This is a genomic window from Rathayibacter sp. VKM Ac-2927, from assembly GCF_022815525.1.
Taxonomy (GTDB): domain Bacteria; phylum Actinomycetota; class Actinomycetes; order Actinomycetales; family Microbacteriaceae; genus Rathayibacter; species Rathayibacter festucae.
Genome location: NZ_JALGRT010000003.1, coordinates 553,048 through 579,125, shown reverse-complemented (window position 1 = coordinate 579,125; position 26,078 = coordinate 553,048). Strand labels below are relative to the sequence as shown.

Here is a 26,078-nt window from a genome sequence, read left to right as displayed (position 1 = left end):
TGAGGACCGGGCCGCCGCGCGAGCGGTACCCTGACTCCCGGTCCCGGATCCACGGGCCACGAACGGCTTTCCGGAGGACGAGCGCGTGCGCATCCACATCGCAACGGACCACGCCGGGCTGGACTTCAGCCGGCACCTGATCGAGCACCTCGGTGCCGCCGGCCACGACGTGGTCGACCACGGCCCCACCTCGTACGACCCGCTCGACGACTACCCCTCGTTCTGCATCAACGCGGCCGCCGCGGTCGTGCGCGACCAGGAGGCCGGCGTCGAGGCGCTCGGCATCGTCTTCGGCGGCTCGGGCAACGGCGAGCAGATCGCGGCCAACAAGGTCGCGGGCGTCCGCGCCGCGCTGGTCTGGAGCCTCAGCACCGCGGTGCTCGCCCGGCAGCACAACGACGCCAACGTGATCTCGATCGGAGCGCGCCAGCACTCGGTCGAGGAGGCGACGGACTTCATCGACGCCTTCGTCGCCGAGCCGTTCTCCTTCGAGGAGCGCCATGTGCGCCGCATCGCGCAGCTCGCGGAGTACGAGGCCACGGGCGACATCGCCGGCCGCACGGTCGACTCCGCCGCGAGCGGCCGCTAGGTGCCCGAGGGCCACTCCGTCCACCGCATCGCGCTGCAGTTCGAGCGCGACATCGTCGGCCACTCCGTCGCGACCAGCAGCCCGCAGGGACGCTTCGTCGAGGGCGCCGCGCTGCTGGACGGCCGCACCGTGCTCGAGTCGACCGCGGTCGGCAAGCACCTGCTGCTGCGCTTCGAGGGCGACGCGACGCTGCACGTGCACCTCGGTCTCTACGGCGCCTGGGACTTCCTCGGCCACGTCTCGCCGCTGTTCGACGACGGCAAGGCGGGCAGCAGCATCGGCGCCCCGCGCCGCCGCCGGGCCGTCCGGCTCTCCGAGACCGAGCACGAGACCGACAGCGATCTCGAGGAGTTCCCGCCGCCGCCGATCGGCGCCGTGCGCGTGCGCATCCAGACGGAGGAGACGGTCGCCGACCTGCGCGGCCCGACCGCCTGCGAGGTGATGGACGACGCGCAGGTGGAGGCGCTGCTCGCCCGGCTCGGCCCGGACCCCGCGGCGGACGACTCCGACGAGGCCCGCGATCGCTTCGTGAACCGCCTGCGCAAGACGGCCACGCCGGTGGGGCTCGTGCTGATGGACCAGTCGGTCGTCAGCGGGATCGGCAACATCTACCGAGCCGAGCTGCTGTACCGCGCCGGACTCGACCCGCACACGCCGGGCAAGCTGGTGCCGCTCGAGCTCGCGCGCGAGCTCTGGGCCGACTGGGCGCTCCTGCTCGAGGACGGCATCCGGACCGGGATGATGATCACCCGCCGGGGCCTGACGAAGACGCAGCGCTCCGCCGCCGTGCGCAGCCGGGCCGAGCGCAACTACGTCTACAAGCGCGAGGGACTGCCCTGCCGGGTCTGCGGCACGAACGTCCTGCTCGAGGAGATCGGTGCACGCAAGCTCTACTGGTGCCCGGTGTGCCAGTCGTGACCGCCTGAACCGCCTGTGATGAGCGACGACCGAGAGGACCCCGTGACCCCGAGCCTGCTCCTGCGCACCGCGCGGCTCCTCGGCCGCGACGAGCCGGTGTCCGTGCTGCTCCGCGACGGCCGGATCGAGGCGATCGCTCCGGACGGCGCTCTCGACGGCACCAGGACGGGCGACGCCGAGGTGCGCGACCTCGACGGCCGCTGGCTGCTGCCCGGGCTCTGGGACGAGCACGTGCACTTCTCCCAGTGGTCGATGACCGCGCCCCGCCTGGACGTCTCGACGTCGCGGTCGGCGGCGGAGGCGGTGGCGGCGGTCCGTGCGCGGCTGGCCCAGGCGCCGGACTCGCCGGCGACCCTCGTCGGCTTCGGCTTCCGCGACGGGCTCTGGCCCGACCTGCCGACGACGGCGCTGCTCGACGCGGTGGCGCCGGAGCGACCGGTGGTCCTGGTCAGTGGCGATCTGCACTGCGCCTGGGTGAACTCCGCGGCGCTGCGCCGCTACGGCTTCCCCGCGCAGGACGACATCCTTCGGGAGGAGCCCTGCTTCCGCCTCGTCACGGCGCTCGGTGCGCTGAGCGACGACGAGCTCGACGAGCTGGCCGACGAGGCGGCGCGCCGCGCGGCAGCCCGCGGCGTGGTCGGCGTCGTCGACCTCGAGATGCGCTGGAACGCGGGGGACTGGACGCGGCGGATCGCCCGCGGCACCCGCTCCCTGCGCGTCGACATCGGCGTCTACCGCGACCACCTCGACCGGGCGATCGCGGAGGGCCTGCGCACCGGGGACGAGGTCGAGGGCGGTGAGGGCCTGCTCCGGATGGGTCCGCTCAAGGTGCTGATCGACGGCTCGCTGAACACCCGGACCGCGTACTGCGTGCACCCGTACGCCGGGCACGAGGGCAGCGGCGTCCTCACCGTGGACCCCGCGGAGCTCGACGAGCTGCTCGCGCGGGCGGCCGCGGCGGGTATCCGGCCGACGGTCCACGCGATCGGCGACGCGGCCGCGACGGTCGCGCTCGACGCCCTGGCCAAGGTCGGCGGCGGCCGCATCGAGCACGCGCAGCTGCTCTCCGACGCCGACCTCCCGCGCTTCGCCGGGCTCGGCGTCGTCGCGGGAGTGCAGCCGGCACATGCGCTGGACGACCGGGAGGTCGCCGACCGCTACTGGGAGGGCCGGACCGGCCGGGCCTTCGCGCTGCGCTCGCTGATCGACTCCGGAGCGACGGTCGTGCTCGGCTCGGACGCCCCGGTGGCGCCGCTCGACCCCTGGGTGGCGATCGCCGCCGCCGTCTCCCGCGCCCGGGACGGCGACGAGCCGTGGCACCCCGAGCAGCGGGTCACGGTCGCGGAGGCGCTCGTCGCGTCGACCCGCACCCGGCGGCTCGCTCCGCAGGGGGGAGACGTCGCCGACCTGGTCGTCGTCGAGCGCGACCCGCTCGCCTCCGACGGCGAGCAGCTGCGCTCGATGCCGGTCGCCGCGACACTGCTCGCCGGACGCGTCACGCACGAGGTCTGACCGGATCGTGAACGACGGACGGCCCGCCGGATCCGAGGATCCGACGGGCCGTCGCGGCGTGGGAGGCGCGTGCTCAGCTCTCGCTGACGTGCGCGAACAGGAACCAGCGGTCCTTCTCGAGGCCGCGGCCGATCTCGATCGCGACGTCCTGGCTGCTCGCGTCGATGTCGGCGAGCTCGGCGATCGCGGTGTTGACCGTGGTGATCGCGACGTCCATCAGGCCGATGACCTCGACGATGGCGTTCTCGGAGCGCTGGAAGCCCGGAGTGAGCGGGGCGGTCTGCGTGGCCGACGCGACGGTCTGGATGCGGGCGTCGACGGGGAGGCCCAGGGCGACGACGCGCTCGGCGGCCAGGTCGGCCCACTCGATCGCGTGGCCGACGACGACGTCGAGCAGCTCGTGCACGCCGATGAAGTTGGCGCCGCGCACGTGCCAGTGCGCCTGCTTGCTGTTGACGGCCAGGGCGGTCATCTCGACGACGACCGGGCTGAGGAACTGGGCGACTCCGGATGCGACATCCGGGTTCGACGAGGTGAGCGACGTGACGGATGCAGTGGACATCGTCTGTTCCTTTCGAGAGGGGGTGACTGATCGTCAACACTACGCCGCAGCCCAGTGTTCGCAAGGAAGTGCAGGCTCGGCTAAGGCGGGAGAAGGGGAGCCTGGCCTGTCCCGGCCCGGCACGTGCGGTGCGCTTCCGGGACGGAACCGGGGGTCAGCCCCCGCGTCGCCGCGAAGGGTCGCCGGTACCCTCGAGAGGATGTCCGCGCGCCCGCGAGGACCGGGGGAGGAGGCTCGCGTGCCCGCAGCGCCGACCGCCCTCGGTGAGGCCTCCGCGGCGTACCTCCGGCTCTGGCGCGAGCTGCCCCGCGAGGCCCTGTCGCTCCTGCTCGCCGTGCCGCTGGCGCTGGCGGGTGCGTTCGCGACCGGAGTCGCCCTCGCTCTGGGCCTCGGCCTGATCGGCGTGCTGATCGGCGCGGTCTTCCTCCCGCTGGCGCTGCACACCGCCCGGGGCTTCGCTCGGGCGACCCGAGCGCTCGACCGGCTCGCCGGCCGCCCGCGGATCGAGGAACCACAGTGGCGGCGTCCGCCCGCCTCGGTCGCGCCCGCCACCTTCGCCCTCTACGGCCCGGTCGTCGACGGGCACTACTGGCTCGCGCTGCTGCACACGCTCGTCGTGGCGCCGCTGCTCGCGCTCGTCTTCGCCGCGGTCCTCGGGCTCTGGAGCTGGGCCGGCCTCGGCTCGCTGACGGCGCTGCTCGCCGGCGACTCCTCGGCGATCGTCCGGCTCGTCTCCGGGCAGTCGAGCGCAGTCCTCGGCGTTGCCGGGCCGCCCACGGCCTTCCTGGTGCTGGCCGATGTCGCGCTCGTCGTCCTGTTCCTCGCGACGCTGCCGTTCGTCACCCGCGGGCTCACCCTCGCGCGATTCCTGGTCGATCGGCTGCTGCTCGGGCCCTGGGGCTCGGAGGCGCTGCAGCGCGAGGTCGCGGAGCTCAGCGTCTCCCGCGGTGCGGCGGTCGCCGCCGAGGACCGGGCGCTGCGCCGGCTCGAGCGCGACATCCACGACGGTCCGCAGCAGCGGCTGATCCGGGTGCAGATGGACCTCGGATCGGCTCTCAACCGGGTGCGCTCCGATCCCGACTCGGCGGCGGCGCTGATCGACGAGGCGCGCGAGCACGTCCGCTCGGCGCTCGACGAGCTGCGCGCGCTCTCCCGGGGAGTCGCGCCGCCGATCCTGCAGGACCGGGGCTTCACCGCTGCGGTGCACTCGCTGGCGGTCATGAGCCCGGTGCCCGTCGAGGTGCTGGTCGAGCATCCGGTGACGGAGGTGCCGCCCGAGGTCGAGCGCAGCGTCTACTTCGTCGTCGCCGAGCTGCTCGCGAACGCGTCGAAGCACGCGTCGGCCCGCTCGATCCGCGTGCACCTCGACGTGCGGGGGACGGGCGGACCGGAGCGCTGGCTGGACGTCTGGGTCGTCGACGACGGCGTCGGCGGCGCCTCGTCCCTGCCCGGTCACGGTCTCGAGGGGGTCGCCGGGCGCGTCAGCGGGCTGCGCGGGCTGTTCACCGTCGATTCGCCCCCGGGCGGCCCGACCACGGTGGGCGTGCACGTGCCGTTCCTGCCCGCACCGCCGCCCGCCCTATCCTGAGGGCGTGCCGCCCGCCTCACCGATCCGTGTCGCCCTCGCCGAGGACTCCGTCCTCCTGCGCGAGGGCCTGGTCCGACTGTTCGAGGACGCCGGCTTCTCCGTCGTCGGAGCCCACGGCGACGCCGAGGGGCTGCTCGCGGCCGTCGCCGCGGAGCCGTCCTCGGTGGACGTGGCCGTGCTCGACGTCCGCATGCCGCCCACCTTCCGCGACGAGGGCGTCCGCGCGGCCCTCGACCTCCGGCGCCTGCACCCGCGGATCGCCGTGCTCCTGCTCAGCCAATACGTCGAGGTGACCTACGCGCACGAGCTGCTCGGCTCGGGCGAGGGCGGCATGGGCTATCTGCTCAAGGACCGCGTCGCCTCGGTGGAGGAGCTGCGCGACGCCGTCGAGCGCGTCGCGGCGGGCGGGACGGTGCTCGATCCGCAGGTCGTCGCCTCGCTGCTCCAGCGCAACCGCGACCCGCTGGCGCTCCTGACCCCGCGCGAGCGCGAGGTGCTCGAGGCGATGGCCGAGGGGCGCACGAACGCCGGCATCGCCGCCGCGCTCTTCATCGGCGTCGGCGCGGTCGAGAAGAACGTCACCTCGATCTTCCAGAAGCTCGGACTCGAGGATTCCGGCTCGGACCACCGCCGCGTGCTCGCGGTCCTCGCCTGGCTCCGCGCCGCGCGCTGAGCCGGCCGAGTAGTCGCACCGCGTCTCGCCGGTGAGGCCCCTCCATGCTGGTCGAGTAGCCCCGCTGGGGCGTATCGAGACCCACCGCCGTCAGCTGGGCGGCTCTGCAGACCCTTGCTCTAGCGCTGGTGGATCTCGATACGCCCGCTCCGCGGGCTGCTCGATCAGCATCGACCTGACAGCCATCCCCGCGCGCCTACTTCAGCGCCGTGCGCTCCGTGTCGTAGAGCGCCTTGACCTGGTCGGCGGTGAGGGCCTTGTCCCAGACCCGGATCTTCGCGAAGGTGCCCTTCGCGTAGTTGCCGGGGCCCGAGGTGAGCTCGACCGCGCCGACCGTGAAGTCGCCGGCGTTCGGGTTCAGGCCCTCGGTGAAGAGGTACGGGTTCTTCGCGTAGGTCGCGCCCTTGTTGTCGACGAAGCGCGGGTAGGCGACCGAGGTGCCGTCCAGGTAGGAGACCGCGTAGGTGCCGTCGTAGGTGCCGACGTGCAGCTGCCAGGTGTTCCGAGTGAACGTGTTCCCCGAGGCCGAGTAGTCGCGGGAGTACGGATAGCCGGGGGTCGGGCCGCCGGTCCGCGAGACGTGGAAGGCCGATCGCTCGTCGCCGCCGTAGAGGCCGAGGTCGTAGAAGAGGCCGTAGGAGCGGCCCGCGCGCTCACCGTGCTCGTTCCAGGCGCCGGCGACGTAGCCGGTGCTGTCGTCGGTCATGTAGACCCAGCTTGCGACGGTGACCGCGTTGCCCGTGGCGCCGATCGTCAGGCGGCCCGCCGACTCCAGCGGCACGCGGAGGAAGCTCGACCCGGTCATCGAGATCCCGGAGCCCCAGGGCGTCGACGTGGTCGTGGCCTTGGTCTTGCCCGCCTGGAGCAGCGGCAGGTCGTTCGCCGTGGAGTAGTACGGCGCGGCCGACTGGGTGAAGTCCCACTGCGCGAGCGGCGCCGGAACGCCGGGCACGGTGGGGGGAGTGGTGGGCGTCGCCGTGGGGGTCGGCGTCGCGGTCGGGGTGGCCGTAGGGGTCGCGGTGGCGGTCGGCGTCGCCGTGGGCGTCGGTGTCCTCGTCGGAGTCGCGGTGGGTGTCGGGGTCGCGGTCGGCGGCGTCGTCGGTGCCGTGGCCGAGACGGTCAGCGCGATCGAGCCGCTGCTGCCGATGTTGCCGGCGGCGTCGCGGGCCTTGGCGATGATCACGTGCGAGGTCACGGCGAGGCTCGAGGTGGTGAGCGACCAGTCGCCGGAGGCCTGCTGCACGGCATTCCCGACCCGGGTGGAGCCGGACCAGAAGGAGAGAGCGGTGACTCCGATGTCGTCCGACGCGGTGGCGACGAGCGTCACGGTCCGCGGGACGGTGCTCCCCGTGGCGGGCGAGGTGATGCGCGCGGTCGGCTTCGTCGTGTCGGGCTTCGGCGAGCCCGTGGCGGTCGGCGTGGCGCTGGGGCTCGGCGCGGTCGTCGGGCTCGCGGTCGGCGAGGGGGTGGTCGTCGCGGTGGGCGTCGCCGACGGGACCGGGGTCTGCGTGGGGGAGGGACTCGTCGTCGGAACGGGGGTCGAGCCGGTGTTCTGCACGGTGACGCGCGTGGCGGCACTGTTGCCGATGTTCCCCGCCGCGTCCTTGCCCTTGGCCACGAAGACGTGCGAGCCCTCGGCCAGCGTCCGCGTGTCGAGCGGCAGCGTCCAGACGCCCGCCTGCACGGTGGCGTAGCCCAGACGGCGGGTGCCCTCCCAGAACGAGAGCTGGGTGGTCCCGACCGCGTCCGTCGCGGTCGCCGCGAGGGAGATCGTCCCCGCGACCGTCGATCCGCTCACGGGAGCGGTGATGCTCACCACCGGCTTCACCGTGTCGGCGGCGGCGCTCGCCGAGCTGCCGGGCGCGGTGGCCACCATCGGCACCAGGAGGAGGGCTGCGAGCGCTCCCATGATCGTCGCCCGTGCGGTACGTCGTCGCATTGCCGTCCCCTTGTTCCGTCGGTCACGGAAATCCCCCCGGACCGGGGTCAGCCTAGGTCGTGCCGCCTCCTCCGCGCGTGCCCCGGACGGGGACAGATCGTGATCGGGGTCCGACGACCGGCCAGGATCGCCGCCCGGGCGGTGCCCGACGCCCCTGCGACACTGGGATCCGGCGACCGCGGAGTCCGCCGAGGAGGAGGACCGATCGCATGGCAGCAGGAGCGCACCCGGACGCCCGCTTGATCGCTCTGCCGGGCGGATCCCCGGTCGTCGCCGACTCGGCCTGGGTGGCCCCGGGCGCGACCCTCGTCGGAGCGGTGGAGCTGGAGGAGGAGTCGAGCGTCTGGTACGGCGCCGTCCTCCGCGCAGAGAGGGCGCGCATCCGGATCGGCCGCGGCAGCAACCTGCAGGACGGCGTGATCGTGCACGTGGACGAGGGCTTCGACGCGACCCTCGGCTCGGGTGTCTCGGTCGGGCACAACGCCGTGCTGCACGGCTGCACCCTCGAGTCCGACGTGCTCGTCGGGATGAACGCGACCGTCCTGAACGGGGCGGTGATCGGCTCCGGGTCGCTCGTCGCCGCCGGCGCAGTGGTGCTCGAGGGCACCGTCGTGCCGCCGGGCTCCCTCGTCGCGGGCGTTCCGGCGAAGGTGCGCCGCGAGCTGTCCGAGCAGGAGCGGGACGGGATCCGCCGCAACGCCGCGTCGTACCTCGACCTGGCCGAGCTGCATCGGGGAGCGGCCGGCGCCGGGACCGACTGAGGCGGTCAGGGAGCGCCAGGAGCCCGATCGGCGCCAGAAGTTCCCGCCTCTGCGGTGAGCGTCTCTATCGTTCGGGAACAGGTTCCGCCGTGGCACTCCGGTGCGCGGTCGCCGCCCTCGGATCGACGGCTCGCCGATCGATCGGACACCTCTGTCTCCGTCCCACTCTTCCCGAGGAGAATCGTGTCCCCGCATCGTCCCCGCCGTTCCCCCCTGATCGTCCTCGGCCTCACCGCGGCCGTGCTCGCGGGAGGGGCGATCGCCCCCGCGGCCGCCGCCGCGACACCGTCCGAGCTGTCCGTCGTCGCCTTCGGCGATTCGATCACCCGAGCCGCCGCGACCTGCGGCACGGAGGACGACTGCCCGGTCAACTCCTGGTCGACCGGTTCCGCCCCCGAGGTCCGCTCCATCGCGACCCGCCTCCAGGAGGTGGCTCCGCAGCGCACGGTCACGACCCACAACCGCGCGAAGTCCGGCAGCCGCATCGCCGAGGTCTCCGCGGCGGTCTCGGCGGCACAGGCGGCCGGGGCCGCTCCGGACGTGGTCACGCTCCTCATCGGCGGCAACGACCTCTGCAGCCCCGACGTCCCGGCCGGGCCGGACGGCTACGCGATGACGCCCGCCGCGGACTTCTCCGCCTCGGCGTCGGGTCTGCTCCGGAAGATCAGCTCGGCCTGGCCGCGGGCGACCGTGCTGCTCGGATCGGTGCCGGACATCGGGTCCGAGTGGGAGGTCGTCCAGGGCACACCGGGCGAGCTGATCTGGGGACTCTTCAGCATCTGCCGGACCACGCGCGGAGCCAAGGCCGACAATCACGTCCAGAGGGGGGCCGCCTTCGAGGCGGCGGTCGCCGCAGCCGAGGAGCGCACGGATCGGTACAACGAGGCTCTGGCCGCGGCCTGCTCCGCAGCGGGCCCCCAGTGCGTCTGGGACGGCGGTGCTCTCACCAGGACGCCCATCACGAAGGACGTCCTCTCGACGGTCGACTACTTCCACCCGAACGTCGCCGGCCAGGCGCTGGTCGCCAGCGTCCTATGGGGCCCGGAGGCGGTTCCCGCGTGGGCGGTCCCGCACTCCGCAGGCGCTCCGGCTCCGGCTCCGGCGGACCTCCCGACGCTCGACGAGATCGGCATCGCCGATTCGACGAGCGGCGCCCCGGACGAGTCGAGGACGCGGGTCGGCATGCCCGAGAACGTCACCGAGCGCGTGACGCTCGGCCGTCCGGCCGGAGCGCAGCCGTCCGAGGGGAGCCCGTCTCCGGCGGACCTCCAGCAGACCGCCGCCGTCGGCCGCTAGCTCGAAGGAGGCGCACCGATCGGCAGAGTGCGCCACGTGGTCAAATGCCGACAACTGCTCGATGAACGCCAGTCGAGTCGATCCGTGCCACAAGGTGGCGGCCTGCGGAGGAGCGGAAATACCTTTCCCCACGAGGTTCGGCCGGCATCGTCCGCGGTCCTCACGGCGGTCGGTCGACCGCTGGAGCCGACGGTCGAACGACTGTGCTCCGCCCTCCTTGATCACCGTCCTTGAGAAGAGCCATGTCCCTCCGTTCCCGCCTGTCCACCGTCGCTCTCACGGCACTGCTCCTCGCCGGAGGAGCAGCCGCCCCGTCCGCCACCGCCGCCGAGGCCCCCGCGCTCTCGGTCGCCTCGTTCGGCGACTCGATCACCCGCGCCGCCACCACCTGCGGAGGCCGGGGCGACTGCCCCGTCAACTCCTGGGCCACCGGTTCCGCACCCGCGGTCCACTCCGTCGCCACCCGCCTCCATGAGCTGAACCCGCGTCGCACCGTCACGTCGACGAACTACGCCGAGTCGGGCAGCCGGATCGCGGGAGTCGCCTCGGCGGTGTCCGCCGCGGCGGCCGCCGGGGCCCGACCCGACGTCGTGACGCTGCTCATCGGCGGCAACGACCTCTGCCACCCCGATCTCCGGGCCGCCGCCGACGGCTACGCGATGACGCCCGCCGACGCGTTCGCCGCGTCCGCGACGAGTGCGCTGCAGCGGATCAGGTCCGCCTGGCCGGAGGCGACCGTCCTCGTCGGGTCGGTCCCGGACGTGGCGTCCGAGTGGGCCGCGGTGCAGACCGGCGCGGGCGCGAGGACCTGGCCGTCGGCCAAGCTGTGCCGGACGACGCGCGGGGCCCTCGCCGACAACGTCGTCCAGACCGGTGACGCCTTCACCTCGACGGTGATGGCCGCGGCCGAGCGCACGCGGCAGTACGACGACGCGCTCGCCTCGGCGTGCGCGGCCGAGGGCCCGCACTGCGTCTGGGACGGCGGCGCCCTCAGCCGCACGGAGATCAGCCCCGAGATCGTCTCGAGCGTCGACTCCTTCCATCCGAACGTCCAGGGCCAGGCCCTGATCGCGCGGGTGCTCTGGGGTCCCGAGGCGGTCCCCGCCTGGGCCGCGCGCCTCACCCAGGGTGCTCCGGTCTCCCCGCCGGTGCCGGCGGTCACCGACGCACCGGTCCCGACGACGCCCACTCCGACGACGACTCCCGCCCCGACGACCACCCCGTCGTCGAAGACCACCCCCGCGCCGAAGGCCACTCCGGCCCCGGCCGGCGCGCGCCGAGCGACGAAGACCGTGACTCCTGCTCGGCCCACGACCCCGGCACGCGCAGCGACCCGCGCTCCGGCGCCCGGCTCCACTCCGAGCACGACCCCGAGCCGAGGCCTCGCCGGCACGAAGGACACGACCGCGCCGACGGTGCGCATCACCGGCCCGCTCGCCGGCGACTCGGTCTCGGGGAACGTCGCCCTGGCCGCCGTCTCCGACGACGACACCGCCTCGCTCGTCTTCTCGAGCGAGGGTCGCCGCCTCGGTTCGGCGAAGCACGCGGCGAACGGCGGCTGGACGCTGACCGTGTCGACCAGGGGCTTCCCGAAGGGCGAGCACGATCTCGTCGCCACCGCGACCGACCGCTCGGGCAACACGGGGACGAGTGCCCCCGTCACCGTCACGGTCCGCTGACCAGCAGGGGCCGCCGTCAGGCGCCCCACGGGACCGCGGCGGTCCTCGTCGGAGCGGTGCAGGACGCACCGAAGGATTCGACCCGTGCCGCGCCTCACCTATGGGGGGAGCAGGCCGGTCGTGAGGCGGTATCGCGGTGCTGCGCCGTCGGCAAGGCTCTGAGCAGCCGGCACCGCCGGAGTGGCCGGGCTCCCTGAGCGGCGCTTCTCCGGGCGGATCCGGCGGTTCCCCTCCCCGTCCCCCCGGTCGCCCGGTCGACGGAGCCCGCGCCCCCGCCTCGCTCCGCCGCCGCGGCACCACGTCGCCCCACGAGAGCAGAGTCATGCCCCCGCGCCCGGCCCGCCGTTCCCCCCTGTCCGTCCTCCTCCTCATCGCCCTCCTCGTCGGCGCGGCCGCGGTGCCCGCCGCGGCCGCCGAACCGGCCCCGACCCTGTCGGTCGTCTCCTTCGGCGACTCGATCACCCGTGGCGCCTCGAGCTGCGGCACCCGCGCCGACTGCCCGGTCAACTCCTGGTCGACGGGAACCGCGAGTGCGGTCCGCTCGATCGCCACCCGCCTCCAGGAGGTGAACCCGGGCAGCGTCGTCACCACGGCGAACTACGCCAAGTCGGGGAGCCGGATCAACGCCGTCGCCTCGACCGTGACCGCTGCCGCCTCGGCCGGCGCGGACCCCGACGTCGTCACCCTCCTGGTGGGCGGGAACGACCTCTGCCACCCCGACCTCACGGGCGCCGCCGACGGGTACGCGATGACTCCCGCCGCGTCCTTCAGCGCGTCGGCGTCGAGCCTGCTGCGTCAGATCGGCTCGACCTGGCCGGAGGCGACGGTCCTCGTCGGCTCGATGCCGGACATCGCGTCCGAGTGGGCGGGCCTGCGCGGGGGACCGGCCGAGGCGGGCTGGCCCGCGAACCGGCTCTGCCGCACGACCCGCGGGGCGACGGCCGACAACGTCGTCCAGACCGGTGACGCGTACACCGCGGCGGTCGCCGCAGCGGCGCAGCGCACCCGTCAGTTCAACGACGCCCTCGCCGCGGCCTGCTCCGCCGTCGGCTCCCGCTGCGTCTGGGACGACGGCGCCTTCACCGCCGCCACCGTCTCGCCCGACATCGTGTCCACCGTCGACTACTTCCACCCCAACGCCCGCGGCCAGGCCCTGATCGCCGACATCCTCTGGGGACCCGAGGCCGTGCCCGACTGGGCGGCGTCCGAGCCGACGTCGACGCCCGTGCCGTCCGCTCCGCCGACCGCTGAGCCGACGAGCGTGCCGACGCCCAGCGCCTCCCCGGCACCGACAGCCGTCCCCGAGCCGACCGATCCTGCCGAGACCCCGACCGCGTCCCCCACCGCGACGGCCTCCCCGACCACCACCCCGACTCCGTCTCCGGCCGCGACTGCTACGCCGACCGCGACTGCCACGCCGACCGCGACTCCGACCGCTACGCCGACTGCGACTCCGATCGCCACCCCGAGTCCGACTGCAACGGCGACTCCGACTGCAACCGCGACTCCGACTGCAACCGCGACTCCGACTGCAACCGCGACTCCGACTGCTACTGCGACTGCATCGCCGACTCCGACCGCGACCGCGACTCCGACTCCGACTCCGACTGCCTCTCCGACCCCGACGCGTACGCCGACGCCGACGCCGACTCCGGCCCGAGACACGGCCGCACCGTCCTCGCGCGTCACCAGCCCGACCGCGGGCAGCACCGTCGTCGGAACGGTCACCCTCGTCGCGGTCGCGGACGCCGACACCACGTCCCTGGTCTTCTGGACGGGCAGCACGCGGATCGGGACGGCGAAGAAGGCGGCCGACGGCACCTGGAAGCTGACCGTCTCCACCAAGGGCTTCCCCAAGGGCGAGCACCAGGTCGTGGCGAAGGCGTCGGACGCCGCGGGCAACACCGCGTCGAGCGCCCCGGTCGCCGTCACCGTCCGCTGAGCTCCGCCGCCATGCTGATCGAGTAGCTCTTGCAGGGGGCGTATCGAGATCCATCCCTGCTGAGCACGGTGGGTCTCGATACGCCGCTAAGCGGCTACTCGACCAGCATGCGGAAGCGCGCGGAAGCCCAGCTGATCGAGTAGCCCTCGCAGAGGGCGTGTCGAGATCCATCCCTTCTGAGGACGGTGGGTCTCGATACGCCGCTGCGCGGCTACTCGACCAGCAATGGGAAGCCGCCCGATCGAGGTTCGCCGGCGCATGTTGATCGAGTAGCCCTCGCAGAGGGCGTGTCGAGATCCATCCCTGCTGAGGACGGTGGGTCTCGATACGCCGCTGCGCGCCTACTCGACGAGCAAGAAGGAAGAAAGAATCGGAGGGGCTGACGAGAATCGAACTCGCATCATCTGTTTGGAAGACAGAGGCTTTACCACTAAGCTACAGCCCCGGAATCGGCAGTCCGGAGAACCCGCCGCGGGCCGCCCTCTCGGGCGGGGCCCGTCGTCTCGACCGGGCACCAGGACACTGTAGTACACGAGGCGAAGCGGCGGCGACGCCGACCCGCGAAGCCGCCCCCGCGCGCCTGTTCCGGCCGCAGGAGTGCGGTGCAGTACACTTGCGAAGGCCATTTCGGCGTGTCGCGCCAGTGACCGTGCAGGAAGGGCTCGACGAGAGTCCTCATCGGCACGGTGCACCGGCCCGCGCAACCGGGGCGTAGCTCAGCTTGGCTAGAGCGCCCGCTTTGGGAGCGGGAGGTCGCAGGTTCGAATCCTGTCGCCCCGACCACGAGTACTCATCGTGACGACATCGACCCGTGACGACCGGTCACACGGCGCCGACACCAACCAGCACAGGAGATCCCCTCACGTGAAGACCACGGTAGAAAAGCTGAGCCCGACCCGCGTCAAGCTCGCGATTTCGGTCACCCCGGACGAGCTCGGCCCCAGCATCACCCACGCCTACGGCCACATCGCCGAGCAGATCAACGTCCCCGGCTTCCGCAAGGGCAAGGTCCCGCCGGCGATCGTCGACCAGCGGGTCGGCAAGGCCGCCGTCCTCGAGCACGCCGTCAACGAGGGGCTCGACGGCTTCTACCGCGAGGCCGTCCGCGAGACCGAGGTGCGCCCCCTGGGCCGCCCGCAGGCCGACATCGTCGCCTGGCCGAGCGACAAGGACTTCACCGGCGACCTCGAGCTCGCCATCGAGGTCGACGTCCGCCCCGAGATCACCGTCCCGGCCTACGACGGCCTCGAGCTCACGGTCGATGCGGCCGAGGTGACCGACGCCGACGTCGACGCCGAGCTCGACAAGCTCCGCAGCCGATTCGGCACGCTCGTCACCGTCGATCGCCCCGCGACGACCGGCGACTTCGCGCAGATCGACCTCATCGCGACCATCGACGGCGTCGAGGTCGACACGGCCAACGCCATCTCCTACGAGCTCGGCTCGGGCGAGCTGATCGAGGGCATCGACGAGGCGCTCGACTCGCTCACCGCGGGGGAGAGCACCACGTTCACCGCTCCGCTGCTCGGTGGCGACCACGCCGGCCAGCAGGCCGAGATCGCCGTCACGCTCACCGCCGTCAAGGAGCGCGAGCTCCCCGACGCCGACGACGACTTCGCGCAGATCGCCAGCGAGTTCGACACCATCGCCGAGCTGCGCGACTCGCTCAAGGAGCAGGCCGCCCAGCAGAAGACCTTCGGTCAGGGCGGCCAGGCGCGCGAGAAGCTCGTCGAGGCCCTCCTCGGCCTCGTCGAGGTCCCCGTCCCCGCCGCGCTCGTCGAGGACGAGGTGCACCGCCACCTCGAGGGCGAGAACCGCCTCGAGGACGCTGAGCACCGCGCCGAGGTGACCGAGGCGAGCGAGAAGACCTTCAAGACCCAGATCCTCCTCGACCACGTCGTCGAGCAGGAGAAGGTCCAGGTCAGCCAGGACGAGCTCACGCAGTACCTGATCCAGGGTGCGGCGCAGTACGGCATGGAGCCGAACGAGTTCATCAAGATCCTCTCCGAGAACAACCAGATCGGCCAGATGGTCGGCGAGGTCGCCCGCAACAAGGCGCTCGCGATCGTCCTGGGCAAGGCGAAGGTCACCGACACCGAGGGCAACGCCGTCGACCTGACCGCGTTCACCGCCGTCCCCGGGGACGACGCGGACGAGACGGACGCCGACGCCGCGACCGATGAGGTCGACGCGCCCGCCGCCGAGGTCGTCGAGGAGGCCGTCGTCGAGGAGGCCCCCGCCGCCGCCGAGGCGCCCGCCGAGGAGGAGGCCGCTCCGGCCCCCAAGAAGAAGCGCGCCCCCGCGAAGAAGAAGGCTCCGGCCGCCGAGGAGATCCCGGCCGCCGAGTAGTCCTCGACGCAGAACGACACGAGCCGCTCCCGGATCACCGGGGGCGGCTCTCGTCGTCTCGGCCCGAGTCCGGGGTCGAGCCCCGGCCCGGGTCCCGTCCGCAGTCCGCCCCGGGCGAACACCGGCCGCTCCGGCTCCGCCCCCGGCGAACACGGCCGGGTCGCCCGGGTGCCGTCCGATAGATTCGCCTCCGAAGCGACAACTGAAACGGAGCGACACATGGCCGATATGGCGATGCCCAACAGTGTTTTCGACCGCCTTCTCAAGGACCGGATCATCTGGCTCGGTTCTGAGGTGCGCGACGAGAATGCGAACGAGATCGCAGCGAAGCTCCTGCTCCTCGCGGCCGAGGACGCCGAGAAGGACATCTTCCTGTACATCAACTCGCCCGGCGGCTCGATCACCGCGGGAATGGCGATCTACGACACGATGCAGTTCGTGCCGAACGACATCGTGACGGTCGGCATCGGCATGGCGGCGTCCATGGGTCAGCTCCTGCTCACCGCGGGGACCCAGGGCAAGCGCTACATCACGCCGAACGCGCGCGTCCTGCTGCACCAGCCGCACGGCGGGTTCGGCGGCACCGCGTCCGACATCCAGACCCAGGCGCAGCTGATCCTCGACATGAAGAAGCGCCTCGCCGAGATCACCGCGAAGGCGACCGGCAAGACCGTCGAGCAGGTCAACGAGGACGGCGACCGCGACCGCTGGTTCAGCGCCGAGGAGGCCCTGGCCTACGGCTTCGTCGACCACATCCGCTCCTCGGCGACCGACGTCGCCGGCGGCGGCGGAACCGCCACCGACAGCTGAGCACCCCGACGCGCCGAGAGATCAGGAAGAGACAATGAACACACCCACCTTCGGCGGGACGGCCTTCGGCTCCGGAGCCGCGCCCTCCTCCCGCTACATCCTCCCCACGTTCGAGGAGCGCACGGCCTACGGCTACAAGCGCCAGGACCCCTACGCGAAGCTCTTCGAGGACCGCATCATCTTCCTCGGCGTGCAGGTCGACGACGCGTCCGCGGACGACATCATGGCCCAGCTCCTCGTGCTCGAGAGCCAGGACCCGGACCGCGACATCGTGATGTACATCAACTCGCCCGGTGGCTCCTTCACCGCGATGACGGCGATCTACGACACCATGCAGTACATCCGCCCGCACATCCAGACCGTCGTCCTCGGTCAGGCCGCGTCGGCCGCAGCGGTGCTCACCGCGGCGGGCACGCCCGGCAAGCGCCTGGCGCTGCCGAACGCGCGCATCCTGATCCACCAGCCGGCCGTGCAGCAGGGCGGTGGCCAGGCCTCGGACATCGAGATCCAGGCCGCGGAGATCATGCGCATGCGCGAGTGGCTCGAGAAGACGCTGTCCTTCCACTCCAACCGCTCCCCGGAGCAGGTCAAGAAGGACATCGACCGCGACAAGATCCTCGGCGCCGACGACGCGCTCGAGTACGGACTGATCGACCAGATCCTGACCAGCCGCAAGGGCGTTCCCGCCCTCACGGTCTGACCTCGGGAGAGCGACCGATCGTCGAAGGGCCGGGAGGCGGAGCGATCCGCCGCCCGGCCCTTCCGCGTGCCGGCGGGCGGATGCGCGCCGCCGGACCGTAGCAAACCGACACGGACGGGGCAATGGTCCGCCGATCCGGCCCGCCTGCCGAGCCCCCTCGGCTCAGCGGCTAGGCTCGGTCCTGAGTTCGGCGGTTCCGCATGACCGCCCTCTGCGAGACGCTCGACGGCACCGCCGCCCGAGAGCACCGACGCACGACAAGGAAGTGGGGCATCCCCGTGGCACGTATTGGCGAAAGCGCCGACCTGCTGAAGTGCTCGTTCTGCGGCAAGAGCCAGAAGCAGGTCCAGCAGCTCATCGCCGGTCCCGGCGTCTACATCTGCGACGAGTGCGTCGAGCTGTGCAACGAGATCATCGAGGAGCGCCTCTCCGAGTCGAGCGAGGAGACGAGCCACGAGTTCGACCTCCCGAAGCCGAAGGAGATCTACGGCTTCCTCGAGGAGTACGTGATCGGCCAGGAGCAGGCCAAGCGCGCCCTCGCCGTCGCGGTCTACAACCACTACAAGCGCGTGCGGGTGCGCAACACCATCACCGCCGCGGACGCGATCCACGACGAGATCGAGATCGCCAAGAGCAACATCCTGCTGATCGGCCCCACCGGCTGCGGCAAGACCTACCTCGCGCAGACGCTGGCCAAGCGGTTGAACGTCCCGTTCGCCGTGGCCGACGCGACGGCGCTGACCGAGGCGGGCTACGTCGGCGAGGACGTCGAGAACATCCTGCTCAAGCTGATCCAGGCCGCGGACTACGACGTCAAGCGGGCCGAGACCGGCATCATCTACATCGACGAGGTCGACAAGATCGCCCGCAAGGCCGAGAACCCGTCGATCACGCGCGACGTCTCGGGCGAGGGCGTGCAGCAGGCGCTGCTGAAGATCCTCGAGGGCACCGTCGCCTCCGTGCCGCCGCAGGGCGGTCGGAAGCACCCGCACCAGGAGTTCATCCAGATCGACACGACGAACGTGCTGTTCATCGTGGCCGGCGCCTTCGCCGGGCTGGAGGACATCATCTCCTCGCGCGCGGGCAAGCGCGGCATCGGCTTCGGCGCCCCGCTGCACAACAAGCAGGACGAGATCAACATCTTCAGCGAGGTGCTCCCGGAGGACCTGCACAAGTTCGGGCTCATCCCCGAGTTCATCGGCCGCCTCCCTGTGGTCACCACGGTCACGCAGCTCGACCAGGTCGCGCTGATGCAGATCCTGACCGAGCCGCGCAACGCGCTGGTCAAGCAGTACCAGCGGATGTTCGAGATCGACGGGGTCGAGCTCGAGTTCGACCGCGGCGCCCTCGAGGCGATCGCCGATCTCGCCGTGCTGCGGCAGACCGGCGCCCGCGGTCTCCGCGCCATCCTCGAGGAGGTGCTCGGCCCGATCATGTTCGAGGTGCCGTCCTCCGACGAGGTCGCCCGCGTGGTCGTCACCCGCGCCGCGGTTCTCGACAACGCGGCGCCGACCATCGTGCCGCATGCTCCCCGCCGCCAGGAGAAGAGCGCCTGAGCCGCCTCCGCCGGGCCGTCGCGTGACCAGTTCGCGCTGATTGGCCCGGCGTTCGTGCGCCCGGGCGCGACGCGGTTCCCTACTCTGGCGGAGCGCATCGCCGATGCGTCCGCCGACCCAGCGCTCGGCCGGGTCAGCGACCGGAGGCACCGTCATCGTCCAGCCGCTCCTCGCCGGGATCGTCGCCGCCCTCACCGGCTTCTCCAGCTCGTTCGCGATCGTCCTCGCGGGCGTCGTCGCCGTCGGCGCCACCGATGCTCAGGCCGCGTCGGGTCTGCTCGCGGTCTGCGTGCTGCAGGGCGTGCTCTGCATCGCGCTGAGTGTGCGCTACCGGGTGCCGATGACCTTCGCCTGGAGCACCCCGGGCGCGGCGCTGCTCGCCGCCACCGCGACCCTGCCCGGCGGCTTCGACCGCGCCGTCGGCGCCTTCCTCGTCGCCTCCGCGCTGATCGTGGTGACCGGGCTCTGGCCGGCACTCGGGAGCCTCGTGGCGCGCATCCCGCGGCCGCTCGCCAACGCGATGCTCGCCGGCATCCTGTTCCCGCTCGTGCTGGCGCCCGTGCGGGCCGCGGTCGAGATCCCGCTGCTCGCGCTGCCGGTCATCGCGCTCTGGCTGATCCTGCTCCGCCTGCTGCCGCGCTGGGCGGTGCCGGCGGCGATCGCGCTCGCGATCGTGCTGCTGCTGGTCACGGACGGCGCCGCCCTCGCCGGGGCGCCGCTGCTGCCGGTCCCCGAGTTCGTCGTGCCGGTCTTCGAGATCGGCGCGATGGTCGGCATCGGGCTGCCGCTCTACGTCGTCACGATGGCAGGGCAGAACATCCCCGGCATCGCGGTGCTGTCGAGCTTCGGCTTCGAGGCGCACTCCCGTCCGGCGATCGTGTCGAGCGGCCTCGCCTCCGGCGTCTCCGCGGTGTTCGGGGGAGTGCCGGTCAACTACGCGGCGCTGAGTGCTGCTCTGACCGCGGGTCCGGAGGCCTCGCCGCAGCCGGAGCGGCGGTGGATCGCCTCGGTCTCGGCGGGAGCGTCCTATCTGGTGCTCGGCGCGGTCGCGGGAGCGGCTGCGGCGCTCGTCTCCTCCGCCAGTCCGCTGCTGATCGAGGCGGTCGCCGGGCTGGCGCTGCTCGGCGTGTTCGTCTCGTCGGTGCAGGCCGCGGTCGAGGACGCGCGACTGCGCCTCCCGGCCGCGGCGACCCTGCTCGTCACCGCGTCCGGCATCGCGGTCGCGGGGATCGGCTCCGCGTTCTGGGGCCTCGTGGTGGGGCTGGTCGTGCTGGCTTGGCTGCACCCGCGTCGGGTGGCCCGCCACTCCTGACCCCTGGGACGAGCCCTCGGATCAGGCGAGTCCGCGGCGCCGCAGCAGGGGCTCGGTGCGCGCGTCGCGCCCGCGGAACTCCCGATAGGCGACGAGCGGGTCGCGCGAGCCGCCGATCTCGAGGATCCGCCGCCGGAACCGCTCGCCGGCCGCGCGGTCGAGTCCGCCGTTCTCCTCGAACCACTCGACGGTGTCGGCGTCGAGGATCTCGCTCCAGATGTAGGAGTAGTAGCCCGCGGAGTAGCCGCCCGAGAAGACGTGCTTGAAGTACGTGCTGCGGTAGCGCGGCGGGATCGCAGGGTCCAGCAGCCCGGCGGCCTCCAGCGCGCGCGTCTCGAACTCCACGACGTCGGCACGGTCGGCGGAGGCCGACGTCTCGTGCCAGGCGAGGTCGAGCAGAGCGGCGGCCAGGTACTCCGTGGTCGCGAAGCCCTCGCCCCAGAGCGCCGCCGCCTCGAGCTGCTCGACGACGGCGGCCGGCAGCGGTTCGCCGGTCTCGACGTGCCGGGCGTAGACGGGCAGCAGCTCCGGGTGCCGGATCCACATCTCGTTGACCTGACTCGGGAACTCGACGAAGTCGCGGAAGACGCTCGTCCCGCCGAAGCGCGGGTAGCGCGTGGTCGCGAAGAGGCCGTGCAGCGCGTGCCCGAACTCGTGGAAGAGGGTCTCGACCTCGTCGAGGCTGAGCAGCGCCGGCTCCCCGTCGCCGGGCGCCGAGATGTTCAGCGTGTTCACGACGACGGCGGAGTCGCCGAGCAGCGTCGTCCGGGTCCGGAGCGAGTTCATCCAGGCGCCGCCGCGCTTCGAGTCGCGCGTGAACGGGTCGAAGAGGAACAGACCGAGCGGGGTGCCGTCCTCCTCAGCGACCTCGAAGACACGGACGTGCGCGCTGTGCCCGACCAGGTCGGGCCGCTCCGCGAACCGGACGCCGTAGAGCCCGGTCGCGGCGGCGAAGACGCCCTCGCGCAGGACGCGCTCGAGCTCGAAGTAGGGGCGGAGCGCGCTGGAGTCGACGGCGTAGCGGGCGGTGCGGACGCGCTCCTCGTAGTAGGCCCGGTCCCACGCCTCGAGCGTGAAGCGCGGCTGCCCCGCGGCGTCCTGCTCGCCGTCGGCCCGCTGCTGCATCTGCTCGAGCTCGGCGCGGGCGTTCCGGGCGGCGGGGATCGCGAGCTCCTCGAGGAGGGCGCGGACGCGCTCGGGCGTCCCGGCCGTCTGGCCCGAGATCACGAACGCGGCGTGCGAGGAGTGGCCGAGCAGTACGGCGCGCTCGGCGCGCAGGGCGACGATGTCGAGCAGGACCTCGCGGTTGTCGTGCGGTCCGCTCTCGGAGGCGCGGCCGAGGGAGGCGCGCACGATCCGCTCGCGGACGGAGCGATCGCGCAGGCGGGCGAGCCACGGGTGCCCGGAGTAGAGGGGAAGCGTCACGAGGTAGCCGTCGGCACCGCGGTCCGCGGCGGCACGGGCGGCGGCGGAGATCTCGGAGGCGTCGAGTCCGTCGAGCTGCTCCGCGCGCTCCAGCAGCACGGCCCGCTCGTTGGTGTCGGCGAGCAGGTTCTTGTCGAATCGGGTGGTGAGGCTCGATAGCCGCTCGTTCAGCGCGCTGAGCCGGGTCTTGCCGGCGTCGTCGAGGAGGGCGCCCGCGCGCTCGAAGCGCAGGAGGACGCGCTCCAGCAGGTAGGCGGTCTCGTCGTCGAGGTCGAGTGTCGCTGCCCGGTCGGCGAGCGAGCGGACCCGGGCGTAGAGGCGCGGGTCCAGGGTGATCGCGTCGTCGTGCGCGGAGAGCAGGGGAGCGAGCTCCTCCTCGACGGCGTCGGTCAGCGGCGTGCGATCGGAGGCGCCCACCGTGAAGAAGACCGCGCTGACCCGGCGCAGCTCCCGGCCGGAGCGCTCGAGCGCCACCAGCGTGTTCTCGACCGTCGGCTCGTCGGGGGAGGAGGCGATCGCCTCGATCTCGGCCCGGTGGCGGCGCAGCGCCTCCTCGAAGGCCGGGCGGTACGCCTCCGGCTCGATCGCCGCGAAGTCGGGCAGCCCGTGCGGCAGCCCGCTCGGCTCGAGGAGGACGGCGACGGCGGCGGAGGTGCTCATCCAGCGAGCCTAGAGCCGCCGCCGCCCGCTCATGCTGATCGAGTAGCGCGCGCAGCGCGCGTCTCGAGATCCACGCCGTCAGCGGCTCAGCCCCAGTCGTCGTCCTCGCCCTCGACGCGGCCCTGCGGCTGGGTGATGTAGGCGGCGTCCTCGTCCGGGCGGTAGGTGATGGTGGTGCCGTCGTCGAGCTCGAGCACCGGCTTGCCCTCGAGCCAGGTCAGCGTCCAGCGCCAGGCGGAGCTGTCGGTGCCGGCGGAGGCGAGCTCGCCCTCCACGTCGCGGACGGCGGTGACGACGATCTCGGGCAGGGTGGACGGCGTGTCTCCGCCGACCGGCCAGCGCGTTCCGAGCTGCATGGGGTGTTCCTCTCGAGAAGAGGGGGAGCGGACCGTGGCCCGCCCCCCGGGTGATCAGGCGGTCGGCTCGGTCTCGAGCTCGATCTGGACGGCCAGCGCGTCGCCCTCGGCGAAGTCGAGCGCGGAGATCCGGCCGACGGCCGCGAGGTCGCCCGCGGCGAGTCGCAGCGACGCCACCAGCTCGGCCGGCGCGGTGACGACGGCGGAGCGGGCCGGCGTCTTCTGCGAGGCCTTCGCATCGGTCTTCGCCCGGCGGATCGCGGTCAGCACGGTGCTGGCCGCGCTGAGAACGGCCGGGTCGCCGCCGAGAGCGGCCTGCTCCGGCCACGGCTGCACGTGCACCGAGCCGTCGTGCGACCAGGACCAGGTCTCCTCGACCGCGAACGGGATGAACGGCGCGAACAGCCGCTGCAGGACGTCCAGCGCACGGTGCAGGGCGGCGGCCGCGGACGCGCCGTCCTCGCCGTACGCGCGCTCCTTCACCAGCTCCAGGTAGTCGTCGCAGAACGTCCAGAAGAACGCCTCGGTGATCTCGAGCGCACGGGCGTGGTCGTAGTTCTCCAGCGCCGTCGTGGCGTCGGCCACCACGCCGTCGAGGGCGGCGAGCATGCTCAGGTCGAGCGGGTCGCTGACCGTCGCGCCCTCCGGCAGCGGGAAGCCGTGGATGAACTTCGCCGCGTTGAGCACCTTGATCGCCAGACGGCGGCCGATCTTGATCTGCGTCGGGTTCTGCGGGTCGAACGCCGCGTCCGTGCCCAGGCGCGAGGAGGCGGCCCAGTAGCGCACCGCGTCCGAGCCGTGCTGCTCGAGCATGCCGGCCGGAGTGACGACGTTGCCCTTCGACTTCGACATCTTCTTGCGGTCGGGGTCGACGATGAAGCCGGAGACCGTCGCGGTGCTCCACGGCGCGCGGCCGTCCTCGAGCTGCGAGCGCAGCAGGGTCGAGAAGAGCCAGGTGCGGATGATGTCCTGCCCCTGGGGGCGCAGGTCGTAGGGCGCGACCAGCTGCCAGAGCTCGTCGTCGCGCTCCCAGCCGCCGGCGAGCTGCGGGGTGAGCGAGGAGGTCGCCCAGGTGTCCATCACGTCGAGCTCGCCCTGGAAGCCGCCGGCCACGCCGCGCTGGTCCTCCGAGTAGCCGGGGGCGGCGTCCGAGGACGGGTCGACGGGAAGTGCCGACTCCTCGGGGACGATCGGCGCGTCGAACACCGGGTTGCCGTCGCCGTCGAGCGGGTACCAGACCGGGATCGGCACGCCGAAGAAGCGCTGGCGCGAGATCAGCCAGTCGCCGGCGAGGCCGTTCACCCAGTTCTCGTAGCGGACGCGCATGAACTCGGGCACGAACCGCACGTCGCGGCCGAGCTCGAGCAGACGCTCCTTGAGCGCCGCGTCGCGGGCGCCGTTGACGATGTACCACTGGCGCGTCGAGACGATCTCGAGCGGCTTGTCGCCCTTCTCGAAGAACTTCACCGGGTGCACGATCGGGCGGGGCTCGCCGACCATCTCGCCCGACTCGGTGAGCAGCGCGACGACGGTCTGCTTCGCGGAGAACACGGTCTTGCCGGCGAGCTGCGCGTAGGCGGCACGGCCGGCCTCGCTCTCGATGGCGGCGGGCGCCTCGGAGATCAGGCGGCCGTCGAAGCCGATGACCGCGCGGTTGGGCAGATCGAGCTCGCGCCACCAGACGACGTCGGTCAGGTCGCCGAAGGTGCAGATCATCGCGATGCCCGAGCCCTTGTCCTTCTGCGCGAGGTGGTGCGCGAGCACCGGCACCTCGACGTCGAAGAGCGGGGTGCGCACGGTCGTGCCGAAGAGCGCCTGGTAGCGCTCGTCGTCCGGGTGCGCCACGAGCGCGACGCAGGCGGGCAGCAGCTCCGGGCGGGTCGTCTCGATGAAGACGTCCTCCGCGCCGTCGCGGTGGAAGCCGATGCGGTGATACGCGCCGGGCTGGTCCTTGTCCTCCAGCTCGGCCTGAGCGACCGCGGTGCGGAAGGTGATGTCCCAGAGGGTCGGCGCCTGCGCCTGGTAGGCCTCGCCGCGCGCCAGGTTGCGGAGGAAGGCGCGCTGGGAGGCGGCCTGCGACTCCTCGCCGATGGTGCGGTAGCTCTGCGTCCAGTCGACCGAGAGGCCGAGGGTGCGCCAGAGGTCCTCGAACTGCTTCTCGTCCTCGACGGTGAGGCGCTCGCAGAGCTCGATGAAGTTGCGGCGCGAGATCGGCTTCTGGTCGGCCGCCTTGCTGCTCTTGTTGTCGCCGCCCTCGAACGGCGGCACGAAGCCGGGCGTGTAGGGGAGGGTCGGGTCGCAGCGGACGCCGTAGTAGTTCTGCACCCTGCGCTCGGTGGGCAGGCCGTTGTCGTCCCAGCCCATCGGGTAGAAGACGCTCCTGCCGCGCATGCGCTGGAAGCGGGCGACGACGTCGGTGTGCGTGTAGGAGAAGACGTGCCCGATGTGCAGCGAGCCGGAGGCGGTCGGCGGCGGGGTGTCGATCGAGTAGACGTCCGCGCGGGAGAGGCCGGTGCGATCGAACCGGTAGGTGCCGTCCGTCTGCCAGACGAGGCCCCACTTGCTCTCGAGGCCCTCGAGGGCGGGCTTGGCGGGGAGGCGGTCGGCGACGGTCATGGTTCTCCGGTTCGATATGGGCGGCACCGCGTCGGTGGTGATGATGCCTGGGTGGGGGCTCTCGTAGCGTGTCGCTCACCGGCCGCGACGATCCTACCGCGGGGCCGGGACGCCGCGACGGGCGGGCGCGGTCAGCCGACGACGGGCGCGAAACCGCGGCAGACCGGCGTCAGCGCCTCGTCGAGGTAGGGCACCAGCTCCCCGCGGGTCGGCCCCGCGGCCGCCCAGGCCTGCACCGCGGCGACCGCCGCACCGACGCTCGCGTAGGCGACGGCGTGCGCCACGTGCGCGGGCAGCGGACGTCCGGCCCGCGCTCGCACGAACTCGGCGACGATCGCCGCCTGCCGAGCGAGCCGCGAGAGAGCCGACGCCTGCAGCTCGTGCACGCTGCCGATCAGCTCGGTCTGGGTCAGCGCCCACGGCACGCTCGACGGACCGAAGCCCGCGCCGACCGCGAGCAGCGCGCCGCGCAGAGCGTCCATCGTCGACGCGTCCGGGGAGGCCGCCTCGAGCGCCGCCGGCAGTTCGGCCAGCCGGTCGTCGACGAGCACCCAGAAGACGTCGCTCTTCGAGGTGAAGTAGTTGAAGAAGGTGTTGCGCGAGACGCCGGCGCGCTGGGCGATCTGCTCGACCGTCGTGCCCGCGTAGCTCTGCTCGACGAAGAGATCGAGAGCCGCGTCCTCGAGCATGGAGCGCGACGACGCCCGCGGCCGTCCGCGACCCGCTCCCGCTGTCTGCGCCATGACCGCCTCCGCCCCTGTCCGGCGACCGCCGACGCGCTAGGATAACGGCTGGACGACTTCGACCCGGCCATCACCGGTGAGTCTCCGGAAGA

Annotated in this window: 20 protein-coding genes and 2 tRNA genes; 15 read left to right on the top strand and 7 right to left on the bottom strand. The window is 72.6% G+C overall.

The features are described 5' to 3' along the window. The first annotated feature begins 85 nt into the window (after window positions 1–85). From MT353_RS11820 to MT353_RS11810, 3 genes are read left to right on the top strand one after another with little or no spacing between them, the layout of a single operon-like run. Window positions 86–589 carry a ribose-5-phosphate isomerase gene (locus tag MT353_RS11820; protein ID WP_127886453.1) on the top strand — a complete coding sequence of 168 codons (504 nt, stop codon included), beginning with the start codon at window positions 86–88 and terminating at the stop codon, window positions 587–589. Then, complete coding sequence (locus tag MT353_RS11815; protein ID WP_243599160.1) at window positions 590–1,507, top strand: Fpg/Nei family DNA glycosylase; 918 nt, start codon at window positions 590–592, stop codon at window positions 1,505–1,507. It abuts the gene before it with no gap. Between the two features lie 18 nt (window positions 1,508–1,525). Further along, window positions 1,526–3,019 (top strand): amidohydrolase, encoded by a 1,494-nt coding sequence (locus MT353_RS11810; RefSeq protein ID WP_243624546.1) that lies wholly within the window; start codon window positions 1,526–1,528, stop codon window positions 3,017–3,019. A 73-nt stretch (window positions 3,020–3,092) separates the two neighbouring features. Here MT353_RS11810 and MT353_RS11805 read toward each other — a convergent pair whose 3' ends face one another. Beyond that, entirely contained in the window at window positions 3,093–3,581 is a 489-nt protein-coding gene (locus MT353_RS11805; protein WP_123445793.1) for a Dps family protein, read from the bottom strand. A 238-nt stretch (window positions 3,582–3,819) separates the two neighbouring features. On the opposite strand from MT353_RS11805, the gene MT353_RS11800 reads away from it, so the two are divergent. Both MT353_RS11800 and MT353_RS11795 read left to right on the top strand, forming a co-directional pair. Next, window positions 3,820–5,169 carry a sensor domain-containing protein gene (locus MT353_RS11800; protein WP_243624544.1) on the top strand — a complete coding sequence of 450 codons (1,350 nt, stop codon included), beginning with the start codon at window positions 3,820–3,822 and terminating at the stop codon, window positions 5,167–5,169. A gap of 4 nt (window positions 5,170–5,173) precedes the next feature. Then, window positions 5,174–5,842 carry a response regulator transcription factor gene (locus MT353_RS11795; RefSeq protein WP_123703482.1) on the top strand — a complete coding sequence of 223 codons (669 nt, stop codon included), beginning with the start codon at window positions 5,174–5,176 and terminating at the stop codon, window positions 5,840–5,842. A 196-nt stretch (window positions 5,843–6,038) separates the two neighbouring features. On the opposite strand, the gene MT353_RS11790 is transcribed toward MT353_RS11795, so the two are convergent. Further along, window positions 6,039–7,781 carry an Ig-like domain-containing protein gene (locus MT353_RS11790; protein ID WP_243624542.1) on the bottom strand — a complete coding sequence of 581 codons (1,743 nt, stop codon included), beginning with the start codon at window positions 7,779–7,781 and terminating at the stop codon, window positions 6,039–6,041. Window positions 7,782–7,990: 209 nt separating this feature from the next. On the opposite strand from MT353_RS11790, the gene MT353_RS11785 reads away from it, so the two are divergent. The 4 genes from MT353_RS11785 (at window position 7,991) to MT353_RS11770 (ending at window position 13,459) form a co-directional block, all read left to right on the top strand. Beyond that, a complete protein-coding gene (locus tag MT353_RS11785; protein ID WP_243624539.1) occupies window positions 7,991–8,542 on the top strand; it encodes a gamma carbonic anhydrase family protein in 552 nt (183 codons plus the stop codon). Window positions 8,543–8,725: 183 nt separating this feature from the next. Beyond that, window positions 8,726–9,838, top strand: coding sequence for an SGNH/GDSL hydrolase family protein (locus MT353_RS11780; protein ID WP_243624537.1), 1,113 nt, complete (start codon window positions 8,726–8,728; stop codon window positions 9,836–9,838). 242 nt (window positions 9,839–10,080) lie between these two features. Further along, window positions 10,081–11,517, top strand: coding sequence for a GDSL-type esterase/lipase family protein (locus MT353_RS11775; protein WP_243624536.1), 1,437 nt, complete (start codon window positions 10,081–10,083; stop codon window positions 11,515–11,517). Window positions 11,518–11,839: 322 nt separating this feature from the next. Beyond that, window positions 11,840–13,459 carry a GDSL-type esterase/lipase family protein gene (locus tag MT353_RS11770; RefSeq protein WP_243624534.1) on the top strand — a complete coding sequence of 540 codons (1,620 nt, stop codon included), beginning with the start codon at window positions 11,840–11,842 and terminating at the stop codon, window positions 13,457–13,459. 374 nt (window positions 13,460–13,833) lie between these two features. Here MT353_RS11770 and MT353_RS11765 read toward each other — a convergent pair. Next, window positions 13,834–13,904: transfer RNA gene (locus MT353_RS11765), tRNA-Gly, on the bottom strand. A 260-nt stretch (window positions 13,905–14,164) separates the two neighbouring features. On the opposite strand from MT353_RS11765, the gene MT353_RS11760 reads away from it, so the two are divergent. From MT353_RS11760 to MT353_RS11735, 6 genes are all read left to right on the top strand, one after another. Beyond that, window positions 14,165–14,242, top strand: a tRNA-Pro gene (locus tag MT353_RS11760). 81 nt (window positions 14,243–14,323) lie between these two features. Further along, window positions 14,324–15,808 (top strand): trigger factor, encoded by a 1,485-nt coding sequence (gene tig / locus MT353_RS11755; protein WP_243599169.1) that lies wholly within the window; start codon window positions 14,324–14,326, stop codon window positions 15,806–15,808. 168 nt (window positions 15,809–15,976) lie between these two features. Further along, window positions 15,977–16,618, top strand: coding sequence for an ATP-dependent Clp protease proteolytic subunit (locus MT353_RS11750; protein ID WP_260300538.1), 642 nt, complete (start codon window positions 15,977–15,979; stop codon window positions 16,616–16,618). 34 nt (window positions 16,619–16,652) lie between these two features. Next, on the top strand, window positions 16,653–17,318 hold the full coding sequence (locus tag MT353_RS11745; protein ID WP_123445811.1) for an ATP-dependent Clp protease proteolytic subunit: 666 nt from the start codon (window positions 16,653–16,655) through the stop codon (window positions 17,316–17,318). Between the two features lie 278 nt (window positions 17,319–17,596). Next, window positions 17,597–18,874 (top strand): ATP-dependent Clp protease ATP-binding subunit ClpX, encoded by a 1,278-nt coding sequence (clpX, locus tag MT353_RS11740; protein ID WP_123445812.1) that lies wholly within the window; start codon window positions 17,597–17,599, stop codon window positions 18,872–18,874. 103 nt (window positions 18,875–18,977) lie between these two features. Beyond that, window positions 18,978–20,186, top strand: a complete 1,209-nt coding sequence (locus MT353_RS11735; protein ID WP_243624533.1) for a benzoate/H(+) symporter BenE family transporter — start codon at window positions 18,978–18,980, stop codon at window positions 20,184–20,186. 21 nt (window positions 20,187–20,207) lie between these two features. Here the strand turns inward: MT353_RS11735 and MT353_RS11730 are convergent, their stop codons facing one another. The 4 genes from MT353_RS11730 to MT353_RS11715 all read right to left on the bottom strand — a co-directional run bounded on the left by MT353_RS11730 (window position 20,208) and on the right by MT353_RS11715 (window position 25,986). Continuing rightward, entirely contained in the window at window positions 20,208–22,271 is a 2,064-nt protein-coding gene (locus tag MT353_RS11730) for a M3 family metallopeptidase (RefSeq protein WP_243624532.1), read from the bottom strand. A gap of 86 nt (window positions 22,272–22,357) precedes the next feature. After that, a complete protein-coding gene (locus MT353_RS11725; protein WP_123703503.1) occupies window positions 22,358–22,627 on the bottom strand; it encodes a hypothetical protein in 270 nt (89 codons plus the stop codon). Between the two features lie 54 nt (window positions 22,628–22,681). Further along, on the bottom strand, window positions 22,682–25,243 hold the full coding sequence (valS, locus tag MT353_RS11720; RefSeq protein WP_243624531.1) for a valine--tRNA ligase: 2,562 nt from the start codon (window positions 25,241–25,243) through the stop codon (window positions 22,682–22,684). A gap of 131 nt (window positions 25,244–25,374) precedes the next feature. After that, window positions 25,375–25,986, bottom strand: a complete 612-nt coding sequence (locus MT353_RS11715; protein WP_243624530.1) for a TetR/AcrR family transcriptional regulator — start codon at window positions 25,984–25,986, stop codon at window positions 25,375–25,377. Between the last annotated feature and the right edge of the window lie 92 nt (window positions 25,987–26,078).